A 25,391-nucleotide genomic window follows, 5' to 3' on the forward strand; every position below is an offset into this window, starting at 1 on the left:
CAAGAAGATGCACGGCACTTTGATGCCCGTTGATGTTCAGCCACGCAACATGAAAGGGCAGCTGGCTTGATGTCGCGACAGACGGACAATGCCTACCCGAAACCGCTCGTCATGCCCAAGCGCAATCGCAGTGGTGCCCTTCGCCTCCTGATCGTAGGCATATTGCTGACGGTTGCAGCCATCGCCTATTTTGTGTTTCGCGACCAGTTGGGAGATGGATTTGCCCTCGTTCTCATGGGCATTCTGTCAATGGTCGGCGTATTCTATCTTTTCGGCGCAGCGACAGGCCTCATTCAATTCAGCCAGAAGAACGGCGAGCAGGACCTCGCGCATTCCTTCATGGATTCGCAGCCGGAAGGGACAGTCATTTCTGACGCGCGCGGCCAGATCGTTTATGCCAACCAGGCTTATGCCATGATGACTGGCGTGGCGAATGCCGAAGGCGTCCGCTCCCTCGACAATGTGCTGACGGCGGAACCGGCTGCATCGGACGCAATTTACCGTCTGACGAATGCCGTGCGTGATGGCCTGTCGGCGCAGGAGGAAGTGCGTCTTTCGGGCGGTCTTTCCCGCGAGGGACGTGGTTCACTGGCACCGGTCTGGTATCGCATCAAGGCGCGTCCAATCGAGGCAGGGCAGGAATTCAAAAGTCCGCTCGTCGCGTGGCAGATTGCCGATATTTCCGACGAGCGTGCCGAGCAGGAGCGCTTCTTTCAGGAACTGCAGGAGGCGATCAATCATCTCGATCATGCGCCGGCTGGCTTCTTTTCGGCTGATCCTTCGGGCCGGATTATCTATCTCAATGCGACCCTCGCCGAATGGCTCGGCGTCGACCTGACCCAATTCACGCCGGGATCGTTGACGCTCAACGATATTGTGGCCGGCAGCGGAATGGCGCTCATCAAGGCAGTGAAGGCAGAGCCGGGCACAAGCCGCAATACCGTCATTGATCTGGATCTCATCAAGCGCAACGGGCAGAGCCTTGCCGTCCGGTTCTATCATCGTGTTCAGGCCGCGCGTGACGGAACGCGCGGCACGAGCCGCACCATTGTTCTTGATCGTGCGGAGGGCGAAGATTCGTCAATGGCGCTGCGCTCCGCCGAAGTGCGTTTCACGCGCTTCTTCAATTCGGCTCCGATGGCTATCGCTGCCGTTGATTCCGCCGGACATATATTGCGCACCAATGCGCGTTTCCTCGATATTTTCGCGCCTGTCGTTGATCGCGATGCGATTGACGGAAATGCGAAGCTCGAGATCGTCGTGCATGAGCGCGACCGCGAGACTTTCAACAGGGCGCTTACCGCTGCTTTTGCAGGACAGGCGAGCATTTCGCCCGTCGATACGGTGTTGCCGGGCAATGAAGAGCGGCATATCCGCTTCTACATGAGCCCCGTAACCGACCTGGGTGGCGAGCGCGCCGAAGAAGCTGCGATTATCTCTGCGGTTGAGACGACGGAGCAGAAGGCCCTCGAAAACCAGATGGCGCAGAGCCAGAAGATGCAGGCCGTTGGCCAGCTTGCAGGCGGCATCGCGCATGACTTCAATAATGTGCTTACTGCCATCATCATGTCGTCGGATTTGCTGCTGACCAATCACCGCGCATCCGATCCGTCTTTCCCAGACATCATGAACATCAAGCAGAACGCCAATCGGGCCGCCTCGCTTGTGCGCCAGTTGCTCGCATTCTCCCGCCGTCAGACGCTGCGTCCGGAAGTGCTCGACCTGACGGACGTTCTGGCGGACTTGCGCATGCTTCTGGCACGTCTGGTTGGCAAGGACATCGAGCTGAAAATCGATCATGGTCGCGATCTATGGTCGGTCAAGGCCGATCTCGGGCAGTTCGAACAGGTTGCGGTCAATCTGGCGGTGAATGCGCGCGATGCCATGCCGGAAGGCGGTGAAATTACGCTGCGCACCCGCAATGTGCCGATGCAGGAAGCCGCGAAGCTTCATTATCGCGATCTGCCGGAGGCGGATTATGTAGTCTTCGAAGTTGAAGACACAGGAACAGGCATACCCGCAGACGTGCTTGAAAAGATTTTTGAGCCGTTCTTTACCACGAAGGAAGTGGGCAAGGGCACCGGCCTTGGCTTGTCGATGGTCTATGGCATCATCAAGCAGACCGGTGGCTTCATCTATTGTGATTCCGAAGTCGGAAAAGGCACGACGTTCAAGATATTCCTGCCGCGTCACATTGAGGAAAAACGCGCAGATGACGCGCCTGTCGTCGTGAAGGAAAAGAAGGTGGAGAAAGCCACCGATCTTTCAGGTTCCGCGACGGTTCTTCTGGTGGAAGACGAGGATGCAGTCCGCATGGGCGGGGTGCGTGCACTCCAGTCGCGCGGCTACACGGTGCATGAAGCGGCGTCCGGCGTCGAAGCGCTTGAAGTGATGGAAGAGCTGGGCGGCGAGGTGGATATTGTCGTATCGGACGTGGTCATGCCCGAAATGGACGGCCCGACATTGCTGCGTGAACTGCGCAAGACGCATCCGGATATAAAGTTCATCTTTGTATCGGGTTACGCTGAGGACGCCTTTGCACGTAATCTTCCCGCGGACGCCAAGTTCGGATTCTTGCCAAAGCCGTTCTCGCTCAAGCAATTGGCAACGACAGTTAAGGAAATGCTGGAGAAGCAGGACTAATGCTTCGTTCGCTTTGAACATGAAGGGCAATATCGCCATTATCGGGGGCGGGCCATCGGGTTTGATGGCCGCCGAAAGACTATCCGCTCTGGGCCACCGGGTGACGGTTTACGAGCAGATGCCGACGGTTGGCCGCAAGTTTCTGCTTGCCGGAAAATCCGGCCTGAACATCACGCATTCAGAAGATTTTACAGCTTTCGCCAAACGGTTCGGCTCAAGCAGCGAGCTTTTCTTGCCAGCCTTGACGGCCTTTGGTCCCATCCAGTTGCGCAAGTGGGCCGATGAATTGGGGGCCGACACGTTCGTCGGCTCTTCTGGCCGTGTTTTTCCCAAAGCGATGAAGGCATCGCCGCTTTTACGCGCCTGGGTAAAACGTCTCGAAAATCAGGGCGTTCGTATTCTTACCCGGCATCGTTGGCTTGGTTTCGAGGGCAAGGGCCTGCGAATTGAAAAGCCGGATGGCGTTGAAGTCATCACATGCAACGCTGCGCTCTTTGCCTTTGGCGGCGGAAGCTGGCCGAAACTCGGTTCGAACGGGGCTTGGATCGACGAATTTCGACGCAAGGCAATCGACATGGCGCCGTTTCGCTCCGCCAATTGCGGTTTTGATGTCGTGTGGAGCGATTTCTTTGCCCAACGTTTCGCCGGTGAACCGGTAAAGTCTGTCACAGTCACGTCTGATGCAGGCACGACACAAGGCGAGTTCGTCATTACCCGGGGCGGTGTCGAGGGGAGCCTCATCTACGCGCATTCCGCAGCCCTGCGCGACAGCTTGGAGGAAAACGCGCAGACGTTCCTGACCCTCGATCTTGCGCCGGGACGAACTGTCGAGCGCTTGGAAAGCGATATTGCCCGGCAGGATGCAAAGCTGAGTTTTGGAAACCTGTTGCGCAAGGCAGCGGGGCTTACAGGCGTAAAAGCCGCGCTCGTGACCGAGTTTACGCGTGACAGAAGCCCGAAAGCGCTGGCCTCCACCATCAAGGCGCTCTCCATTCCGCTTATTCGTCCGCGCCCGCTTGAGGAAGCGATTTCGTCGGCTGGCGGCATTCGGTGGCATGAAATCGATGGGCACTACATGCTGCCGAAGCTTCCCGGCGTTTTCGTTGCCGGAGAAATGATCGATTGGGAGGCGCCCACTGGCGGTTATCTTCTGACTGCCTGTTTCGCGATGGGCCGTGCGGCGGCCGATGGAATCGACGCATGGATCAAGGCTGGCAACGCGCTTGACGCGAGATGACGCGAGACTGGCTTCTTCAAGTGGAAATCAGCATAGGCGGATATGCGATGTGCTCACTACAGGTTAAGCTGGTGGAGTTGGATTGAATGTTTGCCGTCTGAGGGGAAGGTACATTCGCATGAATACAGCTTCTGCCACCGCCGCACATCCGCTTCTGAGAGAAAGAGACGGGCACCATGCCCGGGTAACATTCGAGGAACTGTTCTTCGATCTGGTCTATGTTTTCGCGGTTACGCAACTCAGCCATGAGCTTTTGCACAATCTGACATTAACCGGCGTGGCGGAAACGCTTATCCTTGGTTCGCCGTGTGGCTCGGCTGGCAATATACGTGCTGGGTGACAAACTGGTTCAACCCGGAGACGCCGCAGATACGCAGCCTTCTGTTTTGTATCATGCTGCTCGGTCTGGTGATGGCTTCTTCTATCCCAGGCGCATTTGCAAAGAAAGGCTGGATATTCGCGCTGGCTTATGTGGCCATGCAGCTCGGCCGGACCGGCTATATCGTTTTTGTCCTTGGGCAGAAGCATCCGCTTGCCGCCAATTACCGGCGAATGCTCGGCTGGCTCACCATTGCAGCCGTCTTCTGGATCGCCGGTTGTTTTGTTGAACATGAAATCCGCATGGCTTTCTGGCTGATCGCCGTGCTTTGCGAATATCTATCGCCGATGTTCGGCTTTGCATTGCCGGGCCTCGGGCGTTCCCATACGAGGGACTGGACCATCGAGGGAGGGCATCTGGCGGAACGTTGCCAATTGTTCGTGATCGTCGCGCTTGGCGAAACACTGCTCGCTACCGGTGCATCGCTGTCCAATGCCGATGTCTGGAATGTCGCCTTGATATCCGCTGTGCTTGCAACCTTCGGCGGCACACTTGCGATGTGGTGGCTATATTTCGGAACTTCGAGCAAGGACGCGACAGAAACGATCACTCACTCCCCAGACTCAGGGCGGATTGGCGCATATTTCCATTATGTCCATGCAATACTGGTCGCCGGCATTATTGCGACGGCAGTGGGAAACGATCTGGTGATGGAACATCCACATGATCCGCTGAAAACTGCCTATGTTCTTATTCTTGTCGCTGGACCGGCAATCTATCTGATGGGCAGCGCGATCTACAAAAAAGTTGTCTATGGCCTGATCCCGGCGTCGCACATTTTTGGCGTGCTGGCCCTGCTGATAGCCATTCCCATAGGTTACGCGGCCAATCTCTTACAGATGGGAATCCTGACGACGGTAATCATGCTGGTCGTGAGTGTCTGGGAAGGGCTCAACAAGCGGCTGCGCGCCCCTGCAATGATGAGTTAACTGGACTTCCAGCTCGTCTGTCCAATCCCTATCTACGAAGTCAGACCCGTGTTTTGGAACTTGTAGCGCACCATGTCAGATATGCAGCCCGCCGATGAACCAGCAGCCGAAAATACTCATGTCAAAGTTGCCCGAAAGGTCGACATCGTAGTCATTGGCGCCGGGCAGGCAGGGCTTTCTTCAGCCTATCACCTGAACAGGCTCGGTCTTGCCGGAGAACGGCAATTCGTGGTTCTCGACAAGGCTCCAGGGGCGGGCGGGGCCTGGCAATTTCGATGGCCTTCGCTGACGCTCAAGACTGCAAACGCCATTCACGATCTGCCTGGCATGAAGTTTGAAGATATCGTCGAAACGGAGAATGGCGAAGTGCGCGCGTCGGTGGCCGTCCCGCAATATTATCGGGCTTATGAAGAAAAGTTCGATCTTCCCGTGCATCGTCCCGTAACCGTAAGAGTTGTCTGTGATCGTGGCGAGCGGATTCGGGTGGAGACCGATCAGGGCAATTACTCGGCTCGCGGGGTAATCAACGCGACCGGCACATGGGAGAGGCCCTATGTTCCGCCTTATCCGGGTGCGGAACTGTTCAGAGGCCAGCAGCTACACACTCATGATTATCAGACAGCGGGGGAGTTCAGAGGTAAACGTGTTCTGGTGGTCGGCGCTGGCATCTCGGCCGTGCAGCTTCTGGACGAAATATCGCGCGTGACGGAAACCGTATGGGTGACGCGGAAGGAGCCTGCATTCAGGGAAGGACCATTTACGCCTGAACTGGGGCGCGCTGCGGTGGCCCTGGTCGAGGAGCGTGTGCGCCGAGGCTTGCCGCCGGGATCGGTCGTTTCTGTGACCGGCTTGCCGCTGACTCCGGCCATTGAAGCAGCGCGGGCTCGCGGTGTGCTCAACCGGCTGCCAATGTTCAAGGAGATTACGGAAACCGGGGTTCGTTGGGACGACGGAAGTGAACAATCTTTCGACGTGATCTTGTGGTGCACCGGATTTCGCAGTTCGCTCGATCATCTTGCCCCGCTGCAGTTGCGCAACTCCGAAGGCGGCATTCTCATGACCGGGCGTCTGGCGACACAGGTGGCTGCCGATGCCCGCATTCATCTCGTTGGATACGGTCCGTCAGCTTCGACCATCGGTGCAAACAGGGCAGGTGGCGCGGCAGCGCGGGAGTTGGCAAGCCACCTTGGACTGATATGATCTGATGCAACCAATTTTGCGAGGGGCAGCATGCGGCGAATTCTGAAGTTTGCAGGGGGGCTTCTGCTTGCCACCCTGCTTGGAGCAATCGTGTGGCTGGCTGACAAACCGCCTGAACTTTTGCGTGTCGGCACGGGCTACGCCGCCAAGATCGTCTGTTCAAATGTCTTCATAGCAGGACGTGATGCTGCCAGTGTTCTTGCAGACGATGTTCAGGCACCGGGGAATCCGTTGCTCCGGTTTCTCAATGCATCCGTCGACAAGGATCGCGGCAGCGTAACAGTGCGCATTTTCGGCTTTTTCGCGCCAAGTACCGCAACCTACCGCCCGGCGCTTGGATGCGCGAATATCCACCAAAGTGATTTGCGGCTTGAATTACCGACGGGGCCGCAAGTGCCGGCAGAGCCCATCCAAATCGAGAGCGACCCGGCGATACAGGCCGTAATCGAAAACGATGCCCTGGCTGGCCCCGGCATGCGGGCGATTGCCGTTATCCGCGACGGCAAACTGATCGCGGAGAATTATGGTCCGGGCTTTAATGCTGATACGCCCTTGCTGGGATGGTCGATGACCAAATCCGTCATGGCAACGCTGATCGGCATGCGCATCGCAGAGGGACGCATGGCGACGGAACGTACGGACCTTTTGCCTGAATGGAAGAATGACGGCCGGTCGAAGATTTCCCTGGCAAACCTTTTGGCGATGAACAGCGGCCTGAGCTTCGATGAGGATTACGGCACCGTGGCGGATGTCACGCGTATGCTTTTTCTCGAACCGGACATGACCCGATTTGCCGCTTCGTTGCCGCTGGAGGAAGCACCCGGCACGAAGTTCAACTATTCCAGTGGAACGGCGAATATTCTATCAGAGCTGTTCATGGATAGTTTCAACAGCCGCGAAGAGGCGCTGGCCTATCCTCGACTTGCGCTTTTCGGCCCGCTTGGCATGCGCAGCACCATTCTGGAGGCTGACGCTTCGGGCGTCTTTGTCGGCTCCTCTTATATGTACGCGACGGCGCGCGAATGGGCACGTCTGGGTGCATTTCTCGCAGATGGCGGAAAGCTTTACGGAAGACCGGTACTGCCTGCGGACTATGTTTCGTTCATGCGCAAGCCCTCGCCGGAGTCGCAGGGGCGTTACGGTTCTGCGCAGGTCTGGCTTCAACTGGGCGGCGTGAAAGCAGGTGAAGACGGTATTCCCGAAGATGCTTTCTGGATGTCGGGACATGACGGGCAAAGTGTCATGGTCGTTCCGTCAATGCATCTTGCCGTGGTTCGCCTTGGCCTGACACCGTCCCGCACTGGCTATAACGTTCAATTGCTGAACGCCAAAATCATTGAGGCTCTCCGCAGGGAGCGTTGAACGTCAGTTTGCGAAAATCGTTGCCGCTCGGATTTTGGAAAGCGCTCAGGCCGAATTCTGGCAGTACCGCATAGAGGTGATCGAAAATGTCGGACTGGATCTGTTCGAATGATGCCCAGACCGTTGTGTTGGCGAAACAATAGATCTCCAGCGGCAAACCTTCGGGCGTAGGGTCCATCTGGCGCACCAGCAGCGTCATACCCTTGTGCACGCCGGGATGGTTGCGAAGATAATTTTCTACATAGGCCCGAAACGTGCCTATATTGGTGAACTGACGCCGGTTGACCGGATTGTTGGCGCGGTCGCCCAGCTTCTGGTTCCATTCGGCGATTTCCTTGGCTTTCTTAGGCAGATATTCCGCCAGCCAATCGACTGTGCCCAGTCTGGCGCGCTCTTCTTCCGATAGAAATCGAATGGTGTTCTGATCGATGTAAAGAGCACGCTTGATCCGCCGCCCACCAGATTCCTGCATGCCGCGATAGTTCTTCATCGGCTCCGTGATGAGCTTGCGGATGGGGATTGTGGTGATCGTCTTGTCGAAATTCTGCACCTTGACCGTATAGAGCGCGATCTCCGTGACATCGCCATTGGCGTCGAGGTTCTTCATCTCGATCCAGTCGCCGACACGCACCATGTTGGAGGAAGCGATCTGCATACTGGCGACGAGGGAAAGCAGCGTATCCTGAAAGACGAGGATCAGCACTGCCGCCATGGCACCGACACCGGAAAGCAGGATAACCGGCGATTTGTCCAGCAAGGTGGCAATGATGAGAACCGTCGCGATGATATAGACCGCCAGCTTGGCGACCTGGATATAGCCCTTCATAGGGCGGAATCTCGCCTCTGGACGACGGTGATAGAGCGTATCGACAAGCCCAAAGGCCGAATTAACTGCCAATGCCAGCGTCAGAATGATGAAGGCTATGGCCACATTCCGAATGACGGTGATCACGCCCTCAGGCAGACCCGGCACGGCCATGATCCCGGATGAAATAATCAAGGCAGGAACGATATTGGCAAGGCGGCTGATGACCCCGTGCCTCTTAAGCTCTTCGTCCTGTCCGAAAGATGTCTTCTCGACAATCCGATCGAGCAGCTTCAGCAAGATGGCCTTGATGAGAAAATTCGCGATGAATGCCGAAAGGAATAATCCGCCGAGCGCAGCAAGCGTCTCGGCCCAAGGATGAGCGAGCAAGAATTCCGACAATATTCTTTTCCGGGACCTGTTTTCGATACGGAGTTTTATTGTGCGTAGCGTGGTTGAGCGCTGAATTCAACCGTGGGGCGTGTTTTGCCTATGAAAACCCCGGCTGGGTCGCCGGGGTAATTTTCTGTTCCATTTTCCGTGACGGAATTTGCCAGCTCTACTGAGCGGGTGCCGGGGAGGCTGGCGCAGGCGCGGTCCCGCTTGCGGGAGTGTCAGTCGCTGGCGCGTTGGTCTCCGTTGCCGCAGATGGATCCGCGACACCATCAGCAAAGAATTTTGAACGGTCGAAGGCCGGTGCGTCATTCAGCTGCTGCTTGTTGGCCTTGATGACCAGCCACGTTTTTCCGTCACTGCGCGTAGCAAGCTGAAGTTGGTCAGGGCTGACCGCGACGTCCTTTTCACCAACACCGAGGAAACCGCCGACACCGATAATGGCCGCTTCGATCTGACCATCGGGGCTGGCGATCAGGTCATTCAGTTTGCCCACTGACTGTGCGTCAGGCGCATCGCTTTCATAAACGCTTCGCCCGATGAAGGACGAAACAAGCAACTGCCCTTCTTTCGGTTCCACAAAGCCGACCTTGCCCGCTTCGCCCGTTATGGGCTTGCCGAACATGTCCTTGGATGAAACCGGCATGTCTTGCGTGGTTGCGGGCGCTTCTGCCGGAGCAGGCGAGGGAGTTGCTGTTTGGGCGAAAGCCGATCCGCCGATCAGCAAAGCACAGGTCGTCGTCAGAAGTGTAGTTCTGAACATAACTATCTCCTTTATACGTTCCGGTTATTCAATCCAAACGCTGAAATTGCTCCTTCGTTCCAAAATTCATTGCAATCTGCCAAGAGTTACAGCTCTGCCTACGGCGGAATATCTATCCCCGCTACCATTCGACAAACAAAAGCCCGCGCGAGGCGGGCTTTCAGTATTACTGTTTTTACCGACGACCTTTAGCTGCAGCCGCTCGTTGCGCCGCAAGTGTCGCACTTCAGGCAGGTGCCGTTGCGAACCATGGTGAAGTTCTGGCACTCGGTGCAGCTGTCGCCCGTATAGCCCTGCATCATCGATTTGATGCGGCGATCAGCTTCCAGCTTCTTGGCGGCATTTGCGCTTTCCGCACGGGCCGAGGCAGCATCTGCGGCGGCCTTGTCAGAGAACAGCTCCGTTGCCGATGTGCTGTCCTGCTGTTGCGCCGGTGCAGGCTGTTCCTCGAATTCGCGTTTGAAAGCCGTTGCGCCATCCGTGACCAAGCCGATTGTTGCCGGGCGATTACCCGCCGGAGTGGTCGACTTCAAGGTGGTGACGTTGGAGGCCTGCGGCGCAGAACTCGTCGATCCCTTGGCTTCGTTGTTCGAATTCGTCACGAGCGTGGGCTTATATCCACGCGTCCAACCGGTGGAAACCAGATTGGTCTTGCCTTCCTTGATGCCTTTGCCCAACGCCGTATTGCCGAAATCGCTCGTATCGACATGGGCGAGGTCATTGCGACCGAGATAGGACACAGCCAGTTCACGGAAGACATAATCGATGATCGACGTCGCGGTCTTGATGGCATCGTTGCCGATAACCATGCCGGCTGGTTCGAATTTCGTGAAAGTGAAAGCCTCCACATATTCTTCAAGCGGCACGCCATACTGCAGGCCGAGGGAAACGGCGATGGCGAAGTTGTTCATCATTGCGCGGAAGGCGGCGCCTTCCTTGTGCATGTCGATGAAGATCTCGCCGAGACGTCCGTCGCCGAATTCGCCAGTGCGCAGATAGACCTTGTGTCCGCCGACGACTGCCTTCTGGGTATAACCCTGACGACGGTTCGGCAGCTTTTCGCGTTCGTGGACGATCTTCTCGACAACCTTCTCGACGATGCGTTCGGTAACCTGAACGGCACGAGCGGCTGCCGGTGCTTCAATCAATGCCTCGATTGCGTCGTCTTCATCCTCATCGTCCGCGATCAGCGAGGCGTTGAGCGGCTGGGAGAGCTTGGAGCCATCACGATAAAGCGCGTTGGCCTTGAGCGCCAGCTTCCATGAAAGCATGTATGCGTCTTTGCAGTCTTCGACGGTTGCATCGTTCGGCATATTGATCGTCTTGGAGATCGCGCCCGAAATGAACGGCTGCGCGGCAGCCATCATACGGATGTGGCTATCCACCGAGAGATAACGCTTGCCGATCTTGCCGCATGGATTGGCGCAATCGAACACGGCGTAGTGTTCTTCCTTCAGGAAGGGAGCGCCTTCGAGGGTCATCGCGCCGCAAACATGAATGTTGGCAGCTTCGATTTCCTTGCGGGTAAAGCCAAGCGCAGGCAGCATTTCGAACGAGAAATCATTGAGCTGCTCGTCCGTGAGCTTCAGCACATCCTTGCAGAAATCTTCGCCCAGCGTCCACTTGTTGAAAGCGAACTTGATGTCGAACGCACTCTTGAGAGCCGCATTCAGGGCTTCGATCTTCTCATCGGTGAAGCCCTTGGACTTCAGGGAAGAGGGATTGATGCCAGGCGCCTGATTGATGTTGCCGTGGCCGACAGCATAGGCTTCGATTTCGGCAATCTGGCTTTCCGAGTAGCCGAGCGTGCGGAGTGCTTCCGGCACGGCGCGGTTGATGATCTTGAAGTAGCCGCCACCGGCAAGCTTCTTGAACTTCACCAGAGCGAAGTCCGGTTCGATGCCGGTTGTGTCGCAATCCATGACGAGGCCGATTGTGCCGGTCGGCGCAATAACGGTTGCCTGTGCATTGCGATAGCCATGCTTTTCGCCCAGTTCCAGCGCCTTGTCCCAGGCCGCACGAGCATGGACGATCATATCCTGATCCGGGCAATCTTCGGCAATCAGCGCGACCGGGTTGACGGCGAGGCCTTCATAACCTTGGGTTTCACCATGTGCGGCGCGGCGATGGTTGCGAATGACGCGCAGCATGTGCTGTGCGTTCGGCTCGTAGCTCGGGAAGGTGCCCAGTTCCTTCGCCATTTCGGCGGAGGTCGCATAGGCCACGCCGGTCATGATCGCCGTCAGCGCACCGCAAATAGCGCGGCCTTCGTCGGAGTCATAAGGAATGCCGGAAGTCATCAGCAGGCCGCCAATATTGGCATAGCCGAGGCCGAGCGTGCGGTATTCATAGGAGAGGCGGGCGATTTCCTTGGACGGGAACTGCGCCATCATTACCGAGATTTCGAGAACGATGGTCCACAGGCGCGCCGTGTGCTCGTAAGCTGCAATGTCGAACGAACCGTCCTTGTTGCGATAGGTGAGCAAGTTGATCGACGCCAGATTGCAGGCCGTATCATCGAGGAACATATATTCCGAGCACGGATTGGAGGCGCGGATAGGACCAGCCGTCGGGCAGGTGTGCCAGTCGTTCATGGTCGTGTTGTAGTGCAGGCCCGGATCGGCGGACGCCCAGGCGGCGTAACCGATCTTTTCCCAAAGGTCGCGCGCCTTGAGCGTCTTCATGACGCGACCGTCGCGGCGTGCGGTGAGGTTCCAGTCACCGTCATTTTCGACAGCGCGCAGGAATTCGTCCTTCAGCGAGACGGAGTTGTTGGAGTTCTGGCCCGAAACGGTGAGGTAGGCTTCCGAATCCCAATCAGTATCGTAGGTCTTGAACTGAATGTCGGTGTAGCCCTGACGTGCGAACTGGATCACGCGCTTGACGTAGTTTTCCGGGACCTGGTTCTTCTTCGCGGCCCGGATTTCACGCTTCAGGGCAGGGTTCTTCGCCGGGTCGAAGCAATCGTCCCGAGTCGCTTCAGACCCGGCTTCGCAATTGACGCAAGCCTTCATGATGGCCGTCAGATGCTGCTTGACGATCTTGGAGCCGGTGACGAGCGAAGCAACCTTCTGCTCCTCCTTCACCTTCCAGTCGATATATTCCTCGATATCCGGGTGATCGATATCGACAACGACCATCTTGGCGGCACGGCGGGTCGTGCCGCCGGACTTGATGGCGCCCGCAGCGCGGTCGCCGATCTTCAGGAAGCTCATGAGGCCGGAGGACTTGCCGCCGCCAGAAAGCTTTTCACCTTCGCCGCGCAGATAAGAGAAGTTGGAACCGGTGCCCGAACCATATTTGAACAGGCGCGCCTCGCGGACCCAAAGGTCCATGATGCCGCCTTCATTGACCAGATCGTCGCCGACGGACTGGATGAAGCAGGCATGTGGCTGCGGATGTTCGTAGGCCGACTTGGACTTGGTCAGCTTGCCAGTCTGCCAGTCGACGTAAAAATGGCCCTGGCCGGGACCATCGATGCCATAGGCCCAGTGGAGGCCGGTGTTGAACCATTGCGGGCTGTTTGGCGCCACGCGCTGCGTTGCGAGCATATAGGCAAGCTCGTCCCGGAAGGCGAGGGCATCTTCTTCGGAGGCGAAATAGCCGCCTTTCCAGCCCCAGTAGGTCCAGGTGCCTGCGAGACGGTCGAAAACCTGGCAGGCATCCATCTCGGAGCCATAGCGTTCGTTTTCCGGCAGCTTGGCGAGTGCTTCCTCATCGGCGACCGAGCGCCAGAGCCATGAAGGGACGTCGTTTTCCTCAACCTTTTTCAGCTGTGCGGGGACGCCGGCCTTGCGAAAATACTTCTGGGCGAGAATGTCAGCGGCCACCTGGCTGAACTGCGCGGGCACATTGATGTTCTCGAGGCGGAATACGATGGACCCATCGGGATTCTTGATCTCGCTGGTCGCAGTCCGGAACGCGATGTCCGCATAGGCCGACTGATTCTCTTTCGTGAAACGGCGTTCGATCTTCATCTGTCCCATCCAAACGTTCTATATATAGTAGCTTTAGTGACGGTTTTCAGCCACGGCCTGTCTGTATCGCGTCTCTGTCAAAACAGCTCTTCTGCGGGGAGGAGCGTCTTGTTGGGGAGAAAGCTCCCGGAAATCCGCTTCCGCCTCTTTCAATCCCACGAAAAAAACGCCTCAGGGGAGCTTGATTGCAACCTTGCTAACGCTATTCGCGATTAAAAATCAGCAGAACGAAAAATACATTATCTTGTAAGGAGTGTGAGCGCAAATACTAAATCTAGTGTTAACGCTGTTTCTTTCCGACGCTGCATCTGCTTCTCCAAAGACCGGAATGCCCAGAATACGGGCGCAAGAAAGCACCGAGCGAAAAACACACTTCCAAAGCGCGACGCTCGTTCGATACTCAACTTGACCGAAAAAAGATCGACGGATTTACAACGCCCGACCACGCTACTTACGCAACGATAGTCTCATAAAAAACGACTCGGCTTCGAGCGTCAAGCAATGGTTTGCTGCAACGCTCCAGCATCTAGATATTGTGCGTAACCAGTTGGGGCAAATGTGGATAACGGGGAGAAGCGACAGTTTTAAGAAACAAGCCGGCTAGAGAACGAAGGGGCCTGGAACCTCGCCTTCTCGTGGCGCTTCCTGGAGCAATTTCGGTAGGATTTTCTATAGAAAGGGGAAATCCCGGCAAATAGGTCGCAAGCCGGGACAAATTGCGGTGGCGGGGCGGCTAGCTGCCTACTCGGCGGCCGCCGCTATTCCCGAATCACCAAACTGGTTCAGAATCTGCTTCAATTCACTTTCTTCGACACGACGTGCAGCTTCCTGCGGCGATACCCACTCGCTGATGCGTTGGTCCCGCTCAGGCCAGTCTTTTTCCTGACCTGTGAATTGCACGGCAAATACCGCAGCCACGAACTGGTTTATGCGCTCGGGCGGCAGGTCCGTCTTGCAGTAGCAAAAACTGCCAATCGGTATTGGAGAGACTTCGCCGCGAATGCCAGCTTCTTCATAGGCTTCGCGAAGAGCGGTTTCTGCAAGGGTACGACCCACTTGCGGCCAGCCCTTGGGAATGATCCATCGCCCTGTGCCGCGGCTCGTGATGACGAGAACCTTGAGTGCGCCCATGTCGCGACGATGCACAAGTGCTGCAACCTGCTGCAAACGACCCGAAGGCGTAAGAATACGCTTTTCGGTTGCAATAAGTTGTTTGGCTTGCGACTTCACCGCGAAAATCCCCTCTTTCTTTATAGCATGATCCGATTCGCCAAAATAACAACTGATTACTTAGACTGCGAACCTTCGAAAATGTTCCAAAAAATCTTTTAATTTAAAGGCATTACTGAAATTACGAGATGGGATAGCAGCTTAGGAAAGGCATTTCGCCCTTGGTCGGCGTTATTTCGGTGGGGTTTCTATAAAGTGCGATTGCGGCGGAAATATCACCGCAATCGCATTCGTTTATTTTCGTTTGGTAGCGTTATGACCCGGCAAAGCGGAAAGCCACCAGTTCCAGCAGAAGTGGAATCCCTATGGATTTAGGGCAAGTTCTCTCCGGATTTAGCCGCGCTTTCCGCCTGCAATCGGTTCCTGATAGGTGAAGCCCATATCCCACGGGAAGTAGATCCAGGTGTCCTGCGATACTTCCGTCACGAAGGTATCGATCAGCGGGCGGCCTTTCGGCTTGGCATAAACGGTTGCAAAATGGGCCTTCGGCATCATTTCGCGAACGATGGCGGCAGTCTTGCCCGTATCGGTCAGATCGTCGACGACGATGACGCCTTCACCGCCATTTTCAAGAAGCGTTTCGCTTACGCCCTTGAGAATCTGCATGTCTCCTTGCGATGTGTAGTCATGATAGGAGGCGATGCAGACGGTTTCGATGAGGCGAATGCCGAGTTCGCGGCAAACGATGGCCGCTGGAACCAGTCCGCCACGCGTAATGGCAACAATTGCGTGCCAATCGCGGTTCATGCCGGCGATCCGCCAGGCGAGGGCGCGGGCATCGCGGTGGAACTGGTCCCAGGAAACGGGAAAGGCTTTATCTGGCAAGGACATCGAAACGCTCCGTGGAACGATCCGGAGTTTGTTCTCCGGACCTTTTAAAACCAAAAATGCGCTGTGACGGTTGCCAAGCGCTGTAACTGTCAGGATCTGCGGCTTTTCCACCCGCGCCAATTTAGGCAGGCGGCGAGTAAGGAAAAGGCTCTCCACCCGGCACAGTCAGCGCCGGGTGATGCTGATAACCGCAAAAATGGCGTTCTTGCAAGCGTGTCGTGCGATCACATGGGGGCTGAACGACCAAACTGGTCCTCAGCCATGACTTTTAACGCGAGAAAAGTGTGAGGATTGGCAATTCGTTCAACATGGAGCGCGTCACGCCGCCAAAGACCAGTTCTCGCAACCTTGAATGACTATAGGCGCCCATCACGAGAAGATCGGAACGTTGCGCAATAATGTGCTCCCGCAAAGCATCCTGGGCGTAGCGTCCGTTAGAGGCGATTGCCGTCGGCGTTACTTCGATGCCGTGGCGCGAAATTGATTCTGCGATATCGTGACTTGCCAGCGCCTGATCCTCGCCTTCGATTTCCGGTGGATCAACCCAAACGATTTCCGTCCTGTCCGCATGTTTCATCAGGGGCAGGGCGTCGAAGGCAGCGCGGGCGGCTTCACGCTTGCCGTTGAAGGCGACGACAATACGATCCAGTGAAACCATAGGCAGCACCGGTGCATAGGGTACGAGCAGAACAGGGCAGCTTGAATTGAAAACGATGGTATCGGCGGTCTCGTCGTTGGTGGCCGGATCGTCCGGGTCCGGTTGTCCGGCGATCAGCAATTCCGCGCCAAGACAAGCCGTCAGCACACCGTCTGCGGCTGTGCCCGTTTCCGAGCGCGTGATGCGATACTCATAATTGGTGCCCTGACGGCGCATTTCCTCTTCAAAGACATGTTTCAATCTTTCGGAGAGTTCCTTGTGCTGCTTGTCATGCAGTTCGAACATTCCGGGATCGATGAAGCCGTTCGGGTCGGCATAGACGATGGGCGAAGGAGTGGCATACAGCCCGATGACATGAATATCGGGCAGCTTCTGCTTCAAAAGTCCAACGGCGGACAAAACCCGCTTCAACTCGGATTCACTGCGAGAATAGGCAACCACCGTCTTGTAGGACATGACAGAACTCCTTCCGGCTGTGTATCTATTTTAGCATATAATGCAACGAGTTGCGCAGGCAAAAGGTTGCAGGCGATCAAGCAGCGCCCATCTTTTCGAGTGAAGAGATCATTTTCTCGATTGCGTCGATCGCCGTATCAATTTTCACAGGATCGCTGCCCCGGACGACAAGTTCGGTGCTGAAGCGCCCGTTCTCGAATTTCGGGTAGGAACCGATGATCGTATCCGGGTTTTCTTTCTGGATTTCGGTCAGGGGCGCACCGATCACGCCTTCGCCAAAGGGACAGCGCACGGATTTCGACAGAAGCTTCCGTCCGGTCTTCAGCGTGGGCAGTACGTTGTCGAGCATCGCCTGAAACACGGAGGGTACGCCAGCCATCACATAGACATTGCCGATATGAAAGCCGGGAGCAGCTGAGATGGGATTCGCTATATGCTCCGAGCCTTGCGGCATGCGCGCCATGCGCTTGCGCGAGTCGGTAAATTCCAGCCCGCGCTTCGCGTAATTATCACCGAGCAGCCTCATGGCTTTCTCGTCATAGATGCAAGGTACGCCGAACGCCGTCGAAACAGCATCGGCAGTGATATCGTCATGGGTGGGACCTATCCCCCCTGACGTGAAGACGTAATCATAATGCGGTCGCAGCGCATTGAGAGCGTCTACGATGGCCGCTTCCTCGTCCGGAACAATCCGTACTTCCTTCAGATCGATGCCGGCCGCTGTGAGCACATCGGCAAGATGCCCGATATTCTTATCCTTGGTGCGGCCAGAGAGAAGCTCGTCGCCAATTGCCAGCATCGCGGCCCTGACGGCTTGCTGCGGATTGTTGGTCATATCCAGACTCCATTTTCTAGCGTCAGTTAAGCGCCAGCAGGACGAGGCTGCAACTGCTTTATTTCAGCATTTCATTCGTTTGGCTGCGGTTGCGCCTTTCCAAAGGAGGCCGCTCCCCTAATTGAAGCTTTCGAGGTCGGGGCCTCGCAAACCGGGATAGGGAGAGTCACATGGTTAAGGTGTTGGTGTTGTATTATTCGGCCTATGGTCATACCGAGAAAATGGCCAAGGCCGCTGTGGAAGGCGCGCGCGAAGGCGGCGCGGAGGTCACTCTCAAGCGGGTGCCTGAACTGGTTCCGCCCGATGTCGCAAAAGCCTCGCACTACAAGGTGGATCAGGATGCGCCGATTGCTACGCCGGCGGAACTTGTAGATTACGACGCCATCATCATCGCTACTGCTACCCGCTACGGCATGATGGCAGCCCAGATGAAAAACTTTCTCGACCAGACCGGCGGGCTTTGGGCAAAGGGCGCTCTCGTCAATAAGGTCGGCTCGGTGATGGTTTCCACAGCCACACAACATGGCGGTGCGGAACTCGCGCTGATTTCCACGCAATGGCAGATGCAGCATCACGGCATGATCATCGTCCCGCTTTCCTATGCCTATCAGGGCCAGATGGGTAACGATGTGGTGCGTGGCGGTGCGCCCTACGGAATGACGACGACCGCCGATGGCGACGGTTCGCGCCAGCCTTCGGAGCAGGAGCTGGAGGGAGCCCATTTTCAGGGCAAGCGCGTTGCGGAAATTACCGCCAGACTGCACGGCTAATCAGGTTTCAAGCATGGAGGAGCCGCAGACCTGATCTGCGGCTTTTCATGTTTTATGTTATGTATCTCAATTAGTGAATTGTATTTTATTGTCTTTTTCTATTGATGGAGTCTAACCGTCCGGTAAAGGTACCAGCGATGGATAACGACAACAGTGAGCAGAGGTGGTGCGGTCGGCGGGACTTGAACCCGCAAGTCTAAAAGACGACGGATTTTAAGTCCGTTGCGTATACCAATTTCGCCACGACCGCAGCAATTGCCATTGTCTATGTCATGATTTGTATCACGATTTCAAGCCACAAAGCCTGTTAACATCAACAGTTAGAGCTACCGAATATATGCCTGCTCCAGATCGCTGATTTGGCATCCGGCAAGGCTTCAACCTTGTCTGTGAGGTCAAAGCCATGTAGCGATGGGCAAAATTCCGTTGGAAATGCAGAAAGTCCAATAATGACCGCCTTCGTCAAATCCGTATCCGAGGCCGAAAAGGCAATGCGCGCGCTGTTTCCAGAAACGCCGTTGCAGCTTAACGATTACCTGTCGCGGAAATACGGTGCGGAGATTTGGCTCAAGCGTGAGGATCTGACGCCTGTCCGTTCCTACAAGATTCGTGGCGCCTTCAATTTCATTTCCAAGGCTGTCGAAACGACCGACAAGAATGTGGTGTTCGTATGCGCTTCCGCAGGCAATCACGCACAGGGCTTTGCATTTGTCTGCCGCCATTTTGGCCGCAAGGGCGTCGTGTTCATGCCGGTCACAACGCCGCAGCAGAAAATTGACAAGACCCGCGCTTTTGGCGGGGAATTCATCGAAATCAAGCTGGTAGGCGATATTTTCGACGTTTGCTATGCCGCGTCGCAGGAATTTGCAGCAAGCAACAAGGGCGTGATGGTGCCACCTTTCGACCATCCCGGCATTGTCGAAGGACAGGCCACGGTGGCGCTGGAGATCGAACGGCAATTGCCCGACGAAAAGAAGCCTGACTTTATCCTGTTGCCCGTGGGTGGCGGGGGACTGTCCGGCGGCGTTACGCAATATGTTTCGGATCGCGGCTGGAAGACGAGTTTCCGCTTTATCGAGCCACAGGGCGCGGCGAGCCTGAAAGGCAGCCTTGAGGCAGGCAAGCGCATCAAGCTTGCCCATGTCGACAATTTCGTCGATGGCGCGGCTGTTGCTGAGATCGGCAAGGAAAACTTCAAGCTTCTCAAAGGGTTTGATCCGAAAACTGTCATAACGGTTCCGGAAAACCGGCTTTGCGCGACCATCATCGAGATGCTCAATATCGAAGGTGTCGTCCTTGAACCGGCCGGCGCACTCGGCATCGATGCGCTCAAGGATTTCAAGAAGAGCGATCTCAAGGGCAAGCGGATCGTCATTGTCGTTTCGGGCGGTAATTTCGATTTTGAGCGCCTGCCGGATGTTCGCGAACGTGCTCTTCGATTTGAAGGTTTGAAGAAGTATTTCATTTTCCGTTTTCCGCAGAGGCCGGGCGCGCTTCGCTCGTTCCTTGATCTGCTGGGGCCCGAGGATGACATTGCCCGTTTCGAATATCTGAAGAAGTCGGCGCGCAATTTCGGTTCGGTCCTGATCGGCATCGAAACGAAGAATGCGTCTAACTTCAAGCTTCTGGAAAAGAAGTTCGCAGAGGCGGGCTGGGCTTATCAGGACATTACGGACAATCAGGTTCTTGCCGACTTCATCATCTGATTTTGGTGGTTTAAGCAAAATCGGTTGCTTTTCTGGCGAAAACACCCCATATGCCGGGGCAGGCGCATGGGCCGACGTGTTCGTCGGCTTTCCCGGCATTGGACTTGTTGCGTCTCGCCTCTGTCTTCCGGAATGGTCCGGAGGCGGGGAGACCCGAGAAATGTTCGGGCACGGCAGCGCAAGTCGCCAGGAGTTTAAAGTTCCGGCGTCCCGTCGTTATCATTGAACAGATAGAGTTCGGCAAGTTGCGCTTGACCGGCATTGGATGTGGACCATGACAGCATGGTGCCACTGAGAGAGATTGAATTGACAAAAGAAATTACGGGCGGCTTTGCCGCTCTTGGCGTTACCGGCATTTTGCTCAAGGGCGTTGAAGCCGCTGGTATGACCGAGCCAAAGCCGATCCAGTTGCAGGCGATCCCGCATCAGCTTGAAGGTCGCGATATTCTGGGCATTGCGCAGACGGGCTCCGGCAAGACCGCTGCTTTCAGCCTGCCTATCCTGCAGAAGATCATCGGGCTCGGCGACAAGCGCCGTCCCAAGACCGCACGTGCGCTGATCCTCGCGCCGACGCGTGAACTGGCCGTGCAGATCGAACAGACGATCCGCAATGTTTCCAAACATGCGCATATCTCGACCGCGCTTGTTCTTGGCGGCGTTTCCAAACTGTCGCAAATCAAGCGCATCGCGCCGGGCATCGACGTTCTGATCGCTACGCCGGGCCGTCTCACTGATCTGATGCGTGACGGTCTGGTAGACCTTTCGCAGACGCGTTGGCTTGTTCTCGACGAAGCGGACCGTATGCTCGATATGGGTTTCATCAACGATGTGAAGCGCATCGCGAAGGCGACCCATTCCGAACGCCAGACCGCGCTGTTTTCGGCGACCATGCCGAAGGAAATCGCATCGTTGGCGGGAAGCCTGCTGCGTGACCCGGTTCGCGTCGAAGTTGCTCCGCAGGGAACGACTGCTGCTGAAATCACGCAGGTCGTGCATCCTGTGCACACCAAGGAAAAGCGCCGTCTTCTTTCCGCACTGCTCGGTGACAAGGCCATGCGTTCGGTCATCGTCTTCACCCGTACCAAGCACGGTGCAGATGCAGTGGTGCGCCATCTGGAGCGGGATGGCTACGAAGTCGCTGCGATCCACGGCAACAAGTCGCAAAATGCGCGCCAGCGTGCGCTGAACGGATTCCGTGATGGATCGCTGCGAATTCTGATCGCAACCGACATTGCTGCACGCGGCATTGACGTTCCGGGTATCAGCCATGTCGTGAACTACGATCTGCCTGACGAGCCAGAAACCTATGTGCACCGCATTGGCCGTACTGGCCGCAATGGCGCCAGCGGCGCATCGATCACGCTCTACGATCCGGCGGCGGAGGAATCCAAGCTGCGAGCGGTCGAGCGCGTGACGCGCAGCAAGCTTCCGATCAAGGATGCCCCTGTGGAGCTTGCACCGGCTCCGGCACCCTGCGCGGCAACTCCCGGCGAACGCCCGCAGAAGACCCATCGCAAAGGCGGAACGCCACAGAAACCGCGCCGCGCAGCCCCGAAAGCTGGCGATCATCGCGGAGCCGCCCACGCAACGGCGGAAGCCGCTCCCAAAGCGAAGCGCCCGTTCCGCCGTAAGCGCCGCAATGCCAACGGCAATGGCGGCCAGCGCGCGGCATAATTCCGCTTCTCAAACATTTTTCCAAAAAGCCGCCCATTTCGGGCGGCTTTTCTATTTATGACCGGGAAGCGGGTTTCGCTTTGCGTAATGGCGGGGAAAAATATTCCCTGCTTGCTTGAAGGGCAGAGCTGTTCCTCATAGTTTCCTCTGCGAAACAGGAAGGACGGATGCCATGTTCCAATCGGTGCTCGACGCAATCGGCAATACGCCACTGATCCATTTGAAGAAGGCTTCCGAACTGACCGGCTGCGCAATTTACGGCAAGGCCGAGTTCCTCAATCCCGGTCAGTCGGTGAAGGACCGGGCAGCGCTCTATATTATTCGCGATGCGGAAAAGCGCGGGCTGTTGAAACCCGGCGGGGTTATTGTCGAAGGCACGGCTGGCAATACCGGCATTGGCCTCACGATGGTTGCAAAAGCGCTTGGCTATCGCACTGTCATCGTTATTCCCGAAACGCAGAGCCAGGAAAAGAAGGACGCCTTGCGCCTGCTTGGCGCCGAACTGATCGAAGTTCCAGCCGCGCCCTATCGCAATCCGAACAATTATGTGCGTCTCTCCGGACGCCTGGCCGAACAACTCGCCAGAAGCGAGCCGAATGGTGCTGTCTGGGCCAATCAGTTCGATAATCCAATCAACCGGCAAGCTCATGTCGAAACCACTGCACAGGAAATCTGGCGCGATACCAATGGCAGGGTCGATGGGTTTGTCGCGGCAGTCGGATCGGGCGGAACGCTTGTCGGTACGGCATTCGGTCTGAAGGACCACAATGCCGATATCAAGATCGCACTTGCCGATCCGTATGGAGCTGCACTTCATTCCTTTTACACGACAGGCGAGCTGAAAGCCGAAGGCGACTCGATTACCGAAGGCATCGGGCAGGGGCGTATCACCGCCAATCTCGAAGGCTTCACCCCCGATTTCTCCTATCGTCTTTCCGATGCGGAAGCGCTCGATATCGTATTCGATCTCGTGGAAAATGAGGGGCTTTGCCTCGGCGGTTCATCGGGCATCAATATTGCAGGCGCAATCCGGCTTGCAAAAGATCTCGGTCCGGGCCACACAATTGTGACGGTGCTTTGCGACTATGGTAATCGCTATCAGTCCAAGCTGTTCAATCCTGCTTTCCTGCGCGGCAAGAACCTGCCCGTACCGGGCTGGCTGGAGACGAAAACCGAGATAGACATACCGTTCGAGGGATAATCATGGCATACGAGACCGAAGCGCTTTTCCGCGAAGATTCCTATCTTTCAACGGCGGAGGGCACGGTGCTCGCCATTACCGAAACGGGCGGGATTATTCTCGACCAGACCAATTTTTACGCGACCTCCGGCGGTCAGCCGGGGGATATCGGCTTCTTCGAACGCGCTGACGGCTCTCGTATAGAGATCGCGGCGACCGTTACCGGTGAAAACAAGAACGAACTCATTCATGTGCCGGCAGAGGGGCAGGCTGCACCCGCAATCGGCGAAAAACTGGTGCTGCATGTAGACTGGCCCCGGCGCTACAAGCTGATGCGCATGCATACGGCCTGTCACCTGCTGTCTGTTGTCTGCCCTTTCCCGATTACCGGCGCCGCTGTCGGCGAGGACGAAAGCCGCGTTGATTTCGATCTTCCCGATCCGACTTACACCAAGGAATTCGTGACCGAAAAGCTCATGGAGCGGGTGAACGCCAACGATGCTGTCGCCATTCGCTGGATCAGCGATGAAGAGTTTCTTGCCAATCCGGATATAGTGAAGTCGAAGAATGTTCGCCCCCCGGTGGGGCTCGGTCGCATACGCCTCGTTCTTATTGGTGAAAACGGAGTGGTGGATTCGCAACCTTGCGGCGGCACACACGTTTCCGAGACGCAGGAAGTGGGTGAAATCCACATCGGCAAGATCGAAAAGAAGGGCAAGGAAAACCGCCGTTTCCGCATTCGTTTCGGCGCCTTGCCGGAATCCTGAGCCGTAGGGGAGTGATTGTCATGGCTGATAAAAGCGCTTTCGTCGTTTCGCGTGACTGGTTGAAAGAACGGCTCGGCAAGCCGGGCATCGCGATTGTCGATGCATCCTGGTATCTTCCGGCTGCTGGGCGCAATGGACAGGAAGAATACAACGCGGCGCATATTCCGGGCGCGGTTTTCTTCGATCAGGACAAGATCGCCGACAAGGCATCCGGTCTGCCGCACACTCTGCCATCGGCAGAGCTTTTTGCCCAGCATGTCGGCGCCATGGGGATTACAGCCGACGAGACAGTCGTTGTCTATGACGGGCCGGGCATGTTTTCCGCGCCCCGGGTCTGGTGGATGTTCCGTGTCATGGGCGTGAAGAATGTCTTTGTGCTCGATGGCGGCTTTGACGGCTGGAAAAAGGCCGGATATCCGGTTACCGGTGAAGCCACAAAGATTGCATCGACGCTTTTCACGCCATCCTTCAATAAGGACGCTTTGGTCGATTTCGCCGAAATGCGCGATATCGTGGACGAACGGCGTTCGCAGATCGCCGATGCACGTGCTGCCGGACGGTTCACAGGCCGCGATGCGGAACCGCGCGCCGGAATGCGATCCGGCCATATGCCCGGCGCACGCAACGTTCCCGTCGGGACTCTGTCCGAACACGGCGAACTGAAGGATCTGGACAGCCTGCGCAGGATTTTCGATGAGGCCGGGATCGATCTTTCCAGGCCGGTTGTTACAAGCTGTGGATCGGGCGTAACGGCTGCGGTCATCACGCTGGCCCTCACATCGCTCGGTCATACCGAAAACCGCCTTTACGATGGCTCCTGGAGTGAATGGGGCAGCAGGCAGGATACGCCTGTGGTGACTGGTGAAGCCGAGTAAGCATGTCGGAAAAGCTGGTTGCCCGCATCACCCATCTGGAAATGTCTGCCCGTCAGGCAGTCGCGGTGCCGGTACCTTCCGGTATCCGGCTGGCAATCATGCGTGCGGGCGACATGCCCGTCCATTATTACCGCTATCTCTATGAACGGGTGGGGCGCAAGCATCACTGGATGATGCGGCGCGTTCAGACGGACGCACAGGTTGCGGCTGCGATCCACGCCGACACCACCGAAATCCACGTTCTCTATGCGGAAGGATGTCCGGCGGGCTTTGTCGAATTGGACCTGTCGGCATTACCCGCCACCGCAGAAATCCTTTATTTCGGCCTCATTGATGATTTTCAGGGGCGGGGGCTGGGCAAGTTCTTTCTAAGCGAAGCTATTTCAGCGGCCTGGGCGCATGGACCGCAAAAGGTGACGATCCATACCAATACCCTCGACAGCCCGCGCGCATTGCAGCTTTACCAGAAAATGGGTTTCGTCCCGGTTGGTTGGTCCGAAGAGGTCATCGAACCTTGGGAGTAGGGGCTGGCGCTAGAGCGGTTGCTGATCTAACAGAATCGCCGGAACCGTTCTAACTATTTGTTTTATCGCATTATCCAACGCATCGAAGCGGATAAGAAATCAGTTCAGTGAACTGATTTCCCCGCGTAGACGTTTCACGCTTTTGCTGGAAATGCTCTAACCGCGTGCCACTTCCCGAACACTCGCGATGGAAACGA

At 56.5% G+C, this 25,391-nt stretch carries 18 protein-coding genes, 1 tRNA gene and 1 pseudogene; 12 read left to right on the plus strand and 8 right to left on the minus strand.

Annotation, left to right across the window (positions count from 1 at the left end):
• The first annotated feature begins 69 nt into the window (after positions 1 to 69).
• From cckA to ACS5UA_RS03065, 5 genes and pseudogenes are all read left to right on the plus strand, one after another.
• Complete coding sequence (gene cckA / locus ACS5UA_RS03045; RefSeq protein ID WP_021585159.1) at positions 70 to 2,643, plus strand: cell cycle histidine kinase CckA; 2,574 nt, start codon at positions 70 to 72, stop codon at positions 2,641 to 2,643.
• Positions 2,644 to 2,662: 19 nt separating this feature from the next.
• Positions 2,663 to 3,880, plus strand: a complete 1,218-nt coding sequence (locus ACS5UA_RS03050) for a TIGR03862 family flavoprotein (RefSeq protein WP_021585158.1) — start codon at positions 2,663 to 2,665, stop codon at positions 3,878 to 3,880.
• Positions 3,881 to 3,998: 118 nt separating this feature from the next.
• A pseudogene (locus tag ACS5UA_RS03055) lies at positions 3,999 to 5,188 on the plus strand (low temperature requirement protein A).
• A 72-nt stretch (positions 5,189 to 5,260) separates the two neighbouring features.
• A complete protein-coding gene (locus ACS5UA_RS03060; RefSeq protein WP_021585156.1) occupies positions 5,261 to 6,388 on the plus strand; it encodes an NAD(P)-binding domain-containing protein in 1,128 nt (375 codons plus the stop codon).
• A 30-nt stretch (positions 6,389 to 6,418) separates the two neighbouring features.
• Positions 6,419 to 7,750 (plus strand): serine hydrolase domain-containing protein, encoded by a 1,332-nt coding sequence (locus ACS5UA_RS03065; RefSeq protein ID WP_021585155.1) that lies wholly within the window; start codon positions 6,419 to 6,421, stop codon positions 7,748 to 7,750.
• On the opposite strand, the gene ACS5UA_RS03070 is transcribed toward ACS5UA_RS03065, so the two are convergent.
• From ACS5UA_RS03070 to ACS5UA_RS03100, 7 genes are all read right to left on the minus strand, one after another.
• Positions 7,722 to 8,957, minus strand: a complete 1,236-nt coding sequence (locus ACS5UA_RS03070; protein WP_021585154.1) for a mechanosensitive ion channel family protein — start codon at positions 8,955 to 8,957, stop codon at positions 7,722 to 7,724. The two genes, ACS5UA_RS03065 and ACS5UA_RS03070, sit on opposite strands and share 29 nt — an antisense overlap.
• A gap of 157 nt (positions 8,958 to 9,114) precedes the next feature.
• The gene (locus ACS5UA_RS03075; protein ID WP_006466849.1) at positions 9,115 to 9,711 is read right to left on the minus strand and encodes a PRC-barrel domain-containing protein; all 597 of its coding nucleotides are present in this window, start codon (positions 9,709 to 9,711) and stop codon (positions 9,115 to 9,117) included.
• A 188-nt stretch (positions 9,712 to 9,899) separates the two neighbouring features.
• On the minus strand, positions 9,900 to 13,688 hold the full coding sequence (locus ACS5UA_RS03080; RefSeq protein ID WP_025089525.1) for a vitamin B12-dependent ribonucleotide reductase: 3,789 nt from the start codon (positions 13,686 to 13,688) through the stop codon (positions 9,900 to 9,902).
• A 741-nt stretch (positions 13,689 to 14,429) separates the two neighbouring features.
• Positions 14,430 to 14,918, minus strand: coding sequence for an NUDIX hydrolase (locus tag ACS5UA_RS03085; protein WP_021585152.1), 489 nt, complete (start codon positions 14,916 to 14,918; stop codon positions 14,430 to 14,432).
• 333 nt (positions 14,919 to 15,251) lie between these two features.
• Complete coding sequence (gpt, locus tag ACS5UA_RS03090; RefSeq protein ID WP_006470476.1) at positions 15,252 to 15,749, minus strand: xanthine phosphoribosyltransferase; 498 nt, start codon at positions 15,747 to 15,749, stop codon at positions 15,252 to 15,254.
• Positions 15,750 to 16,017: 268 nt separating this feature from the next.
• Positions 16,018 to 16,863 (minus strand): universal stress protein, encoded by an 846-nt coding sequence (locus ACS5UA_RS03095; protein WP_006466834.1) that lies wholly within the window; start codon positions 16,861 to 16,863, stop codon positions 16,018 to 16,020.
• Positions 16,864 to 16,939: 76 nt separating this feature from the next.
• Positions 16,940 to 17,698 carry a competence/damage-inducible protein A gene (locus tag ACS5UA_RS03100; protein ID WP_021585151.1) on the minus strand — a complete coding sequence of 253 codons (759 nt, stop codon included), beginning with the start codon at positions 17,696 to 17,698 and terminating at the stop codon, positions 16,940 to 16,942.
• A 170-nt stretch (positions 17,699 to 17,868) separates the two neighbouring features.
• Between ACS5UA_RS03100 and wrbA the strand changes: the two genes are divergently transcribed.
• Positions 17,869 to 18,468 (plus strand): NAD(P)H:quinone oxidoreductase type IV, encoded by a 600-nt coding sequence (gene wrbA, locus ACS5UA_RS03105; RefSeq protein WP_021585150.1) that lies wholly within the window; start codon positions 17,869 to 17,871, stop codon positions 18,466 to 18,468.
• Between the two features lie 164 nt (positions 18,469 to 18,632).
• Here wrbA and ACS5UA_RS03110 read toward each other — a convergent pair.
• Positions 18,633 to 18,718, minus strand: a tRNA-Leu gene (locus ACS5UA_RS03110).
• A gap of 196 nt (positions 18,719 to 18,914) precedes the next feature.
• Between ACS5UA_RS03110 and ilvA the strand changes: the two genes are divergently transcribed.
• From ilvA to ACS5UA_RS03140, 6 genes are all read left to right on the plus strand, one after another.
• Entirely contained in the window at positions 18,915 to 20,174 is a 1,260-nt protein-coding gene (gene ilvA / locus ACS5UA_RS03115; RefSeq protein WP_025089526.1) for a threonine ammonia-lyase IlvA, read from the plus strand.
• Positions 20,175 to 20,456: 282 nt separating this feature from the next.
• On the plus strand, positions 20,457 to 21,848 hold the full coding sequence (locus tag ACS5UA_RS03120) for a DEAD/DEAH box helicase (protein WP_443101134.1): 1,392 nt from the start codon (positions 20,457 to 20,459) through the stop codon (positions 21,846 to 21,848).
• Between the two features lie 172 nt (positions 21,849 to 22,020).
• Entirely contained in the window at positions 22,021 to 23,049 is a 1,029-nt protein-coding gene (locus tag ACS5UA_RS03125) for a cysteine synthase A (protein WP_021585147.1), read from the plus strand.
• Positions 23,050 to 23,051: 2 nt separating this feature from the next.
• A complete protein-coding gene (locus ACS5UA_RS03130; RefSeq protein ID WP_021585146.1) occupies positions 23,052 to 23,795 on the plus strand; it encodes an alanyl-tRNA editing protein in 744 nt (247 codons plus the stop codon).
• A 20-nt stretch (positions 23,796 to 23,815) separates the two neighbouring features.
• Positions 23,816 to 24,670, plus strand: a complete 855-nt coding sequence (gene sseA, locus ACS5UA_RS03135) for a 3-mercaptopyruvate sulfurtransferase (protein ID WP_021585145.1) — start codon at positions 23,816 to 23,818, stop codon at positions 24,668 to 24,670.
• A 2-nt stretch (positions 24,671 to 24,672) separates the two neighbouring features.
• Positions 24,673 to 25,194 (plus strand): GNAT family N-acetyltransferase, encoded by a 522-nt coding sequence (locus ACS5UA_RS03140; protein WP_021585144.1) that lies wholly within the window; start codon positions 24,673 to 24,675, stop codon positions 25,192 to 25,194.
• The last annotated feature ends 197 nt before the right edge of the window (positions 25,195 to 25,391 follow it).

The organism is Brucella sp. RRSP16, assembly GCF_052246815.1.
GTDB lineage: Bacteria > Pseudomonadota > Alphaproteobacteria > Rhizobiales > Rhizobiaceae > Brucella > Brucella intermedia.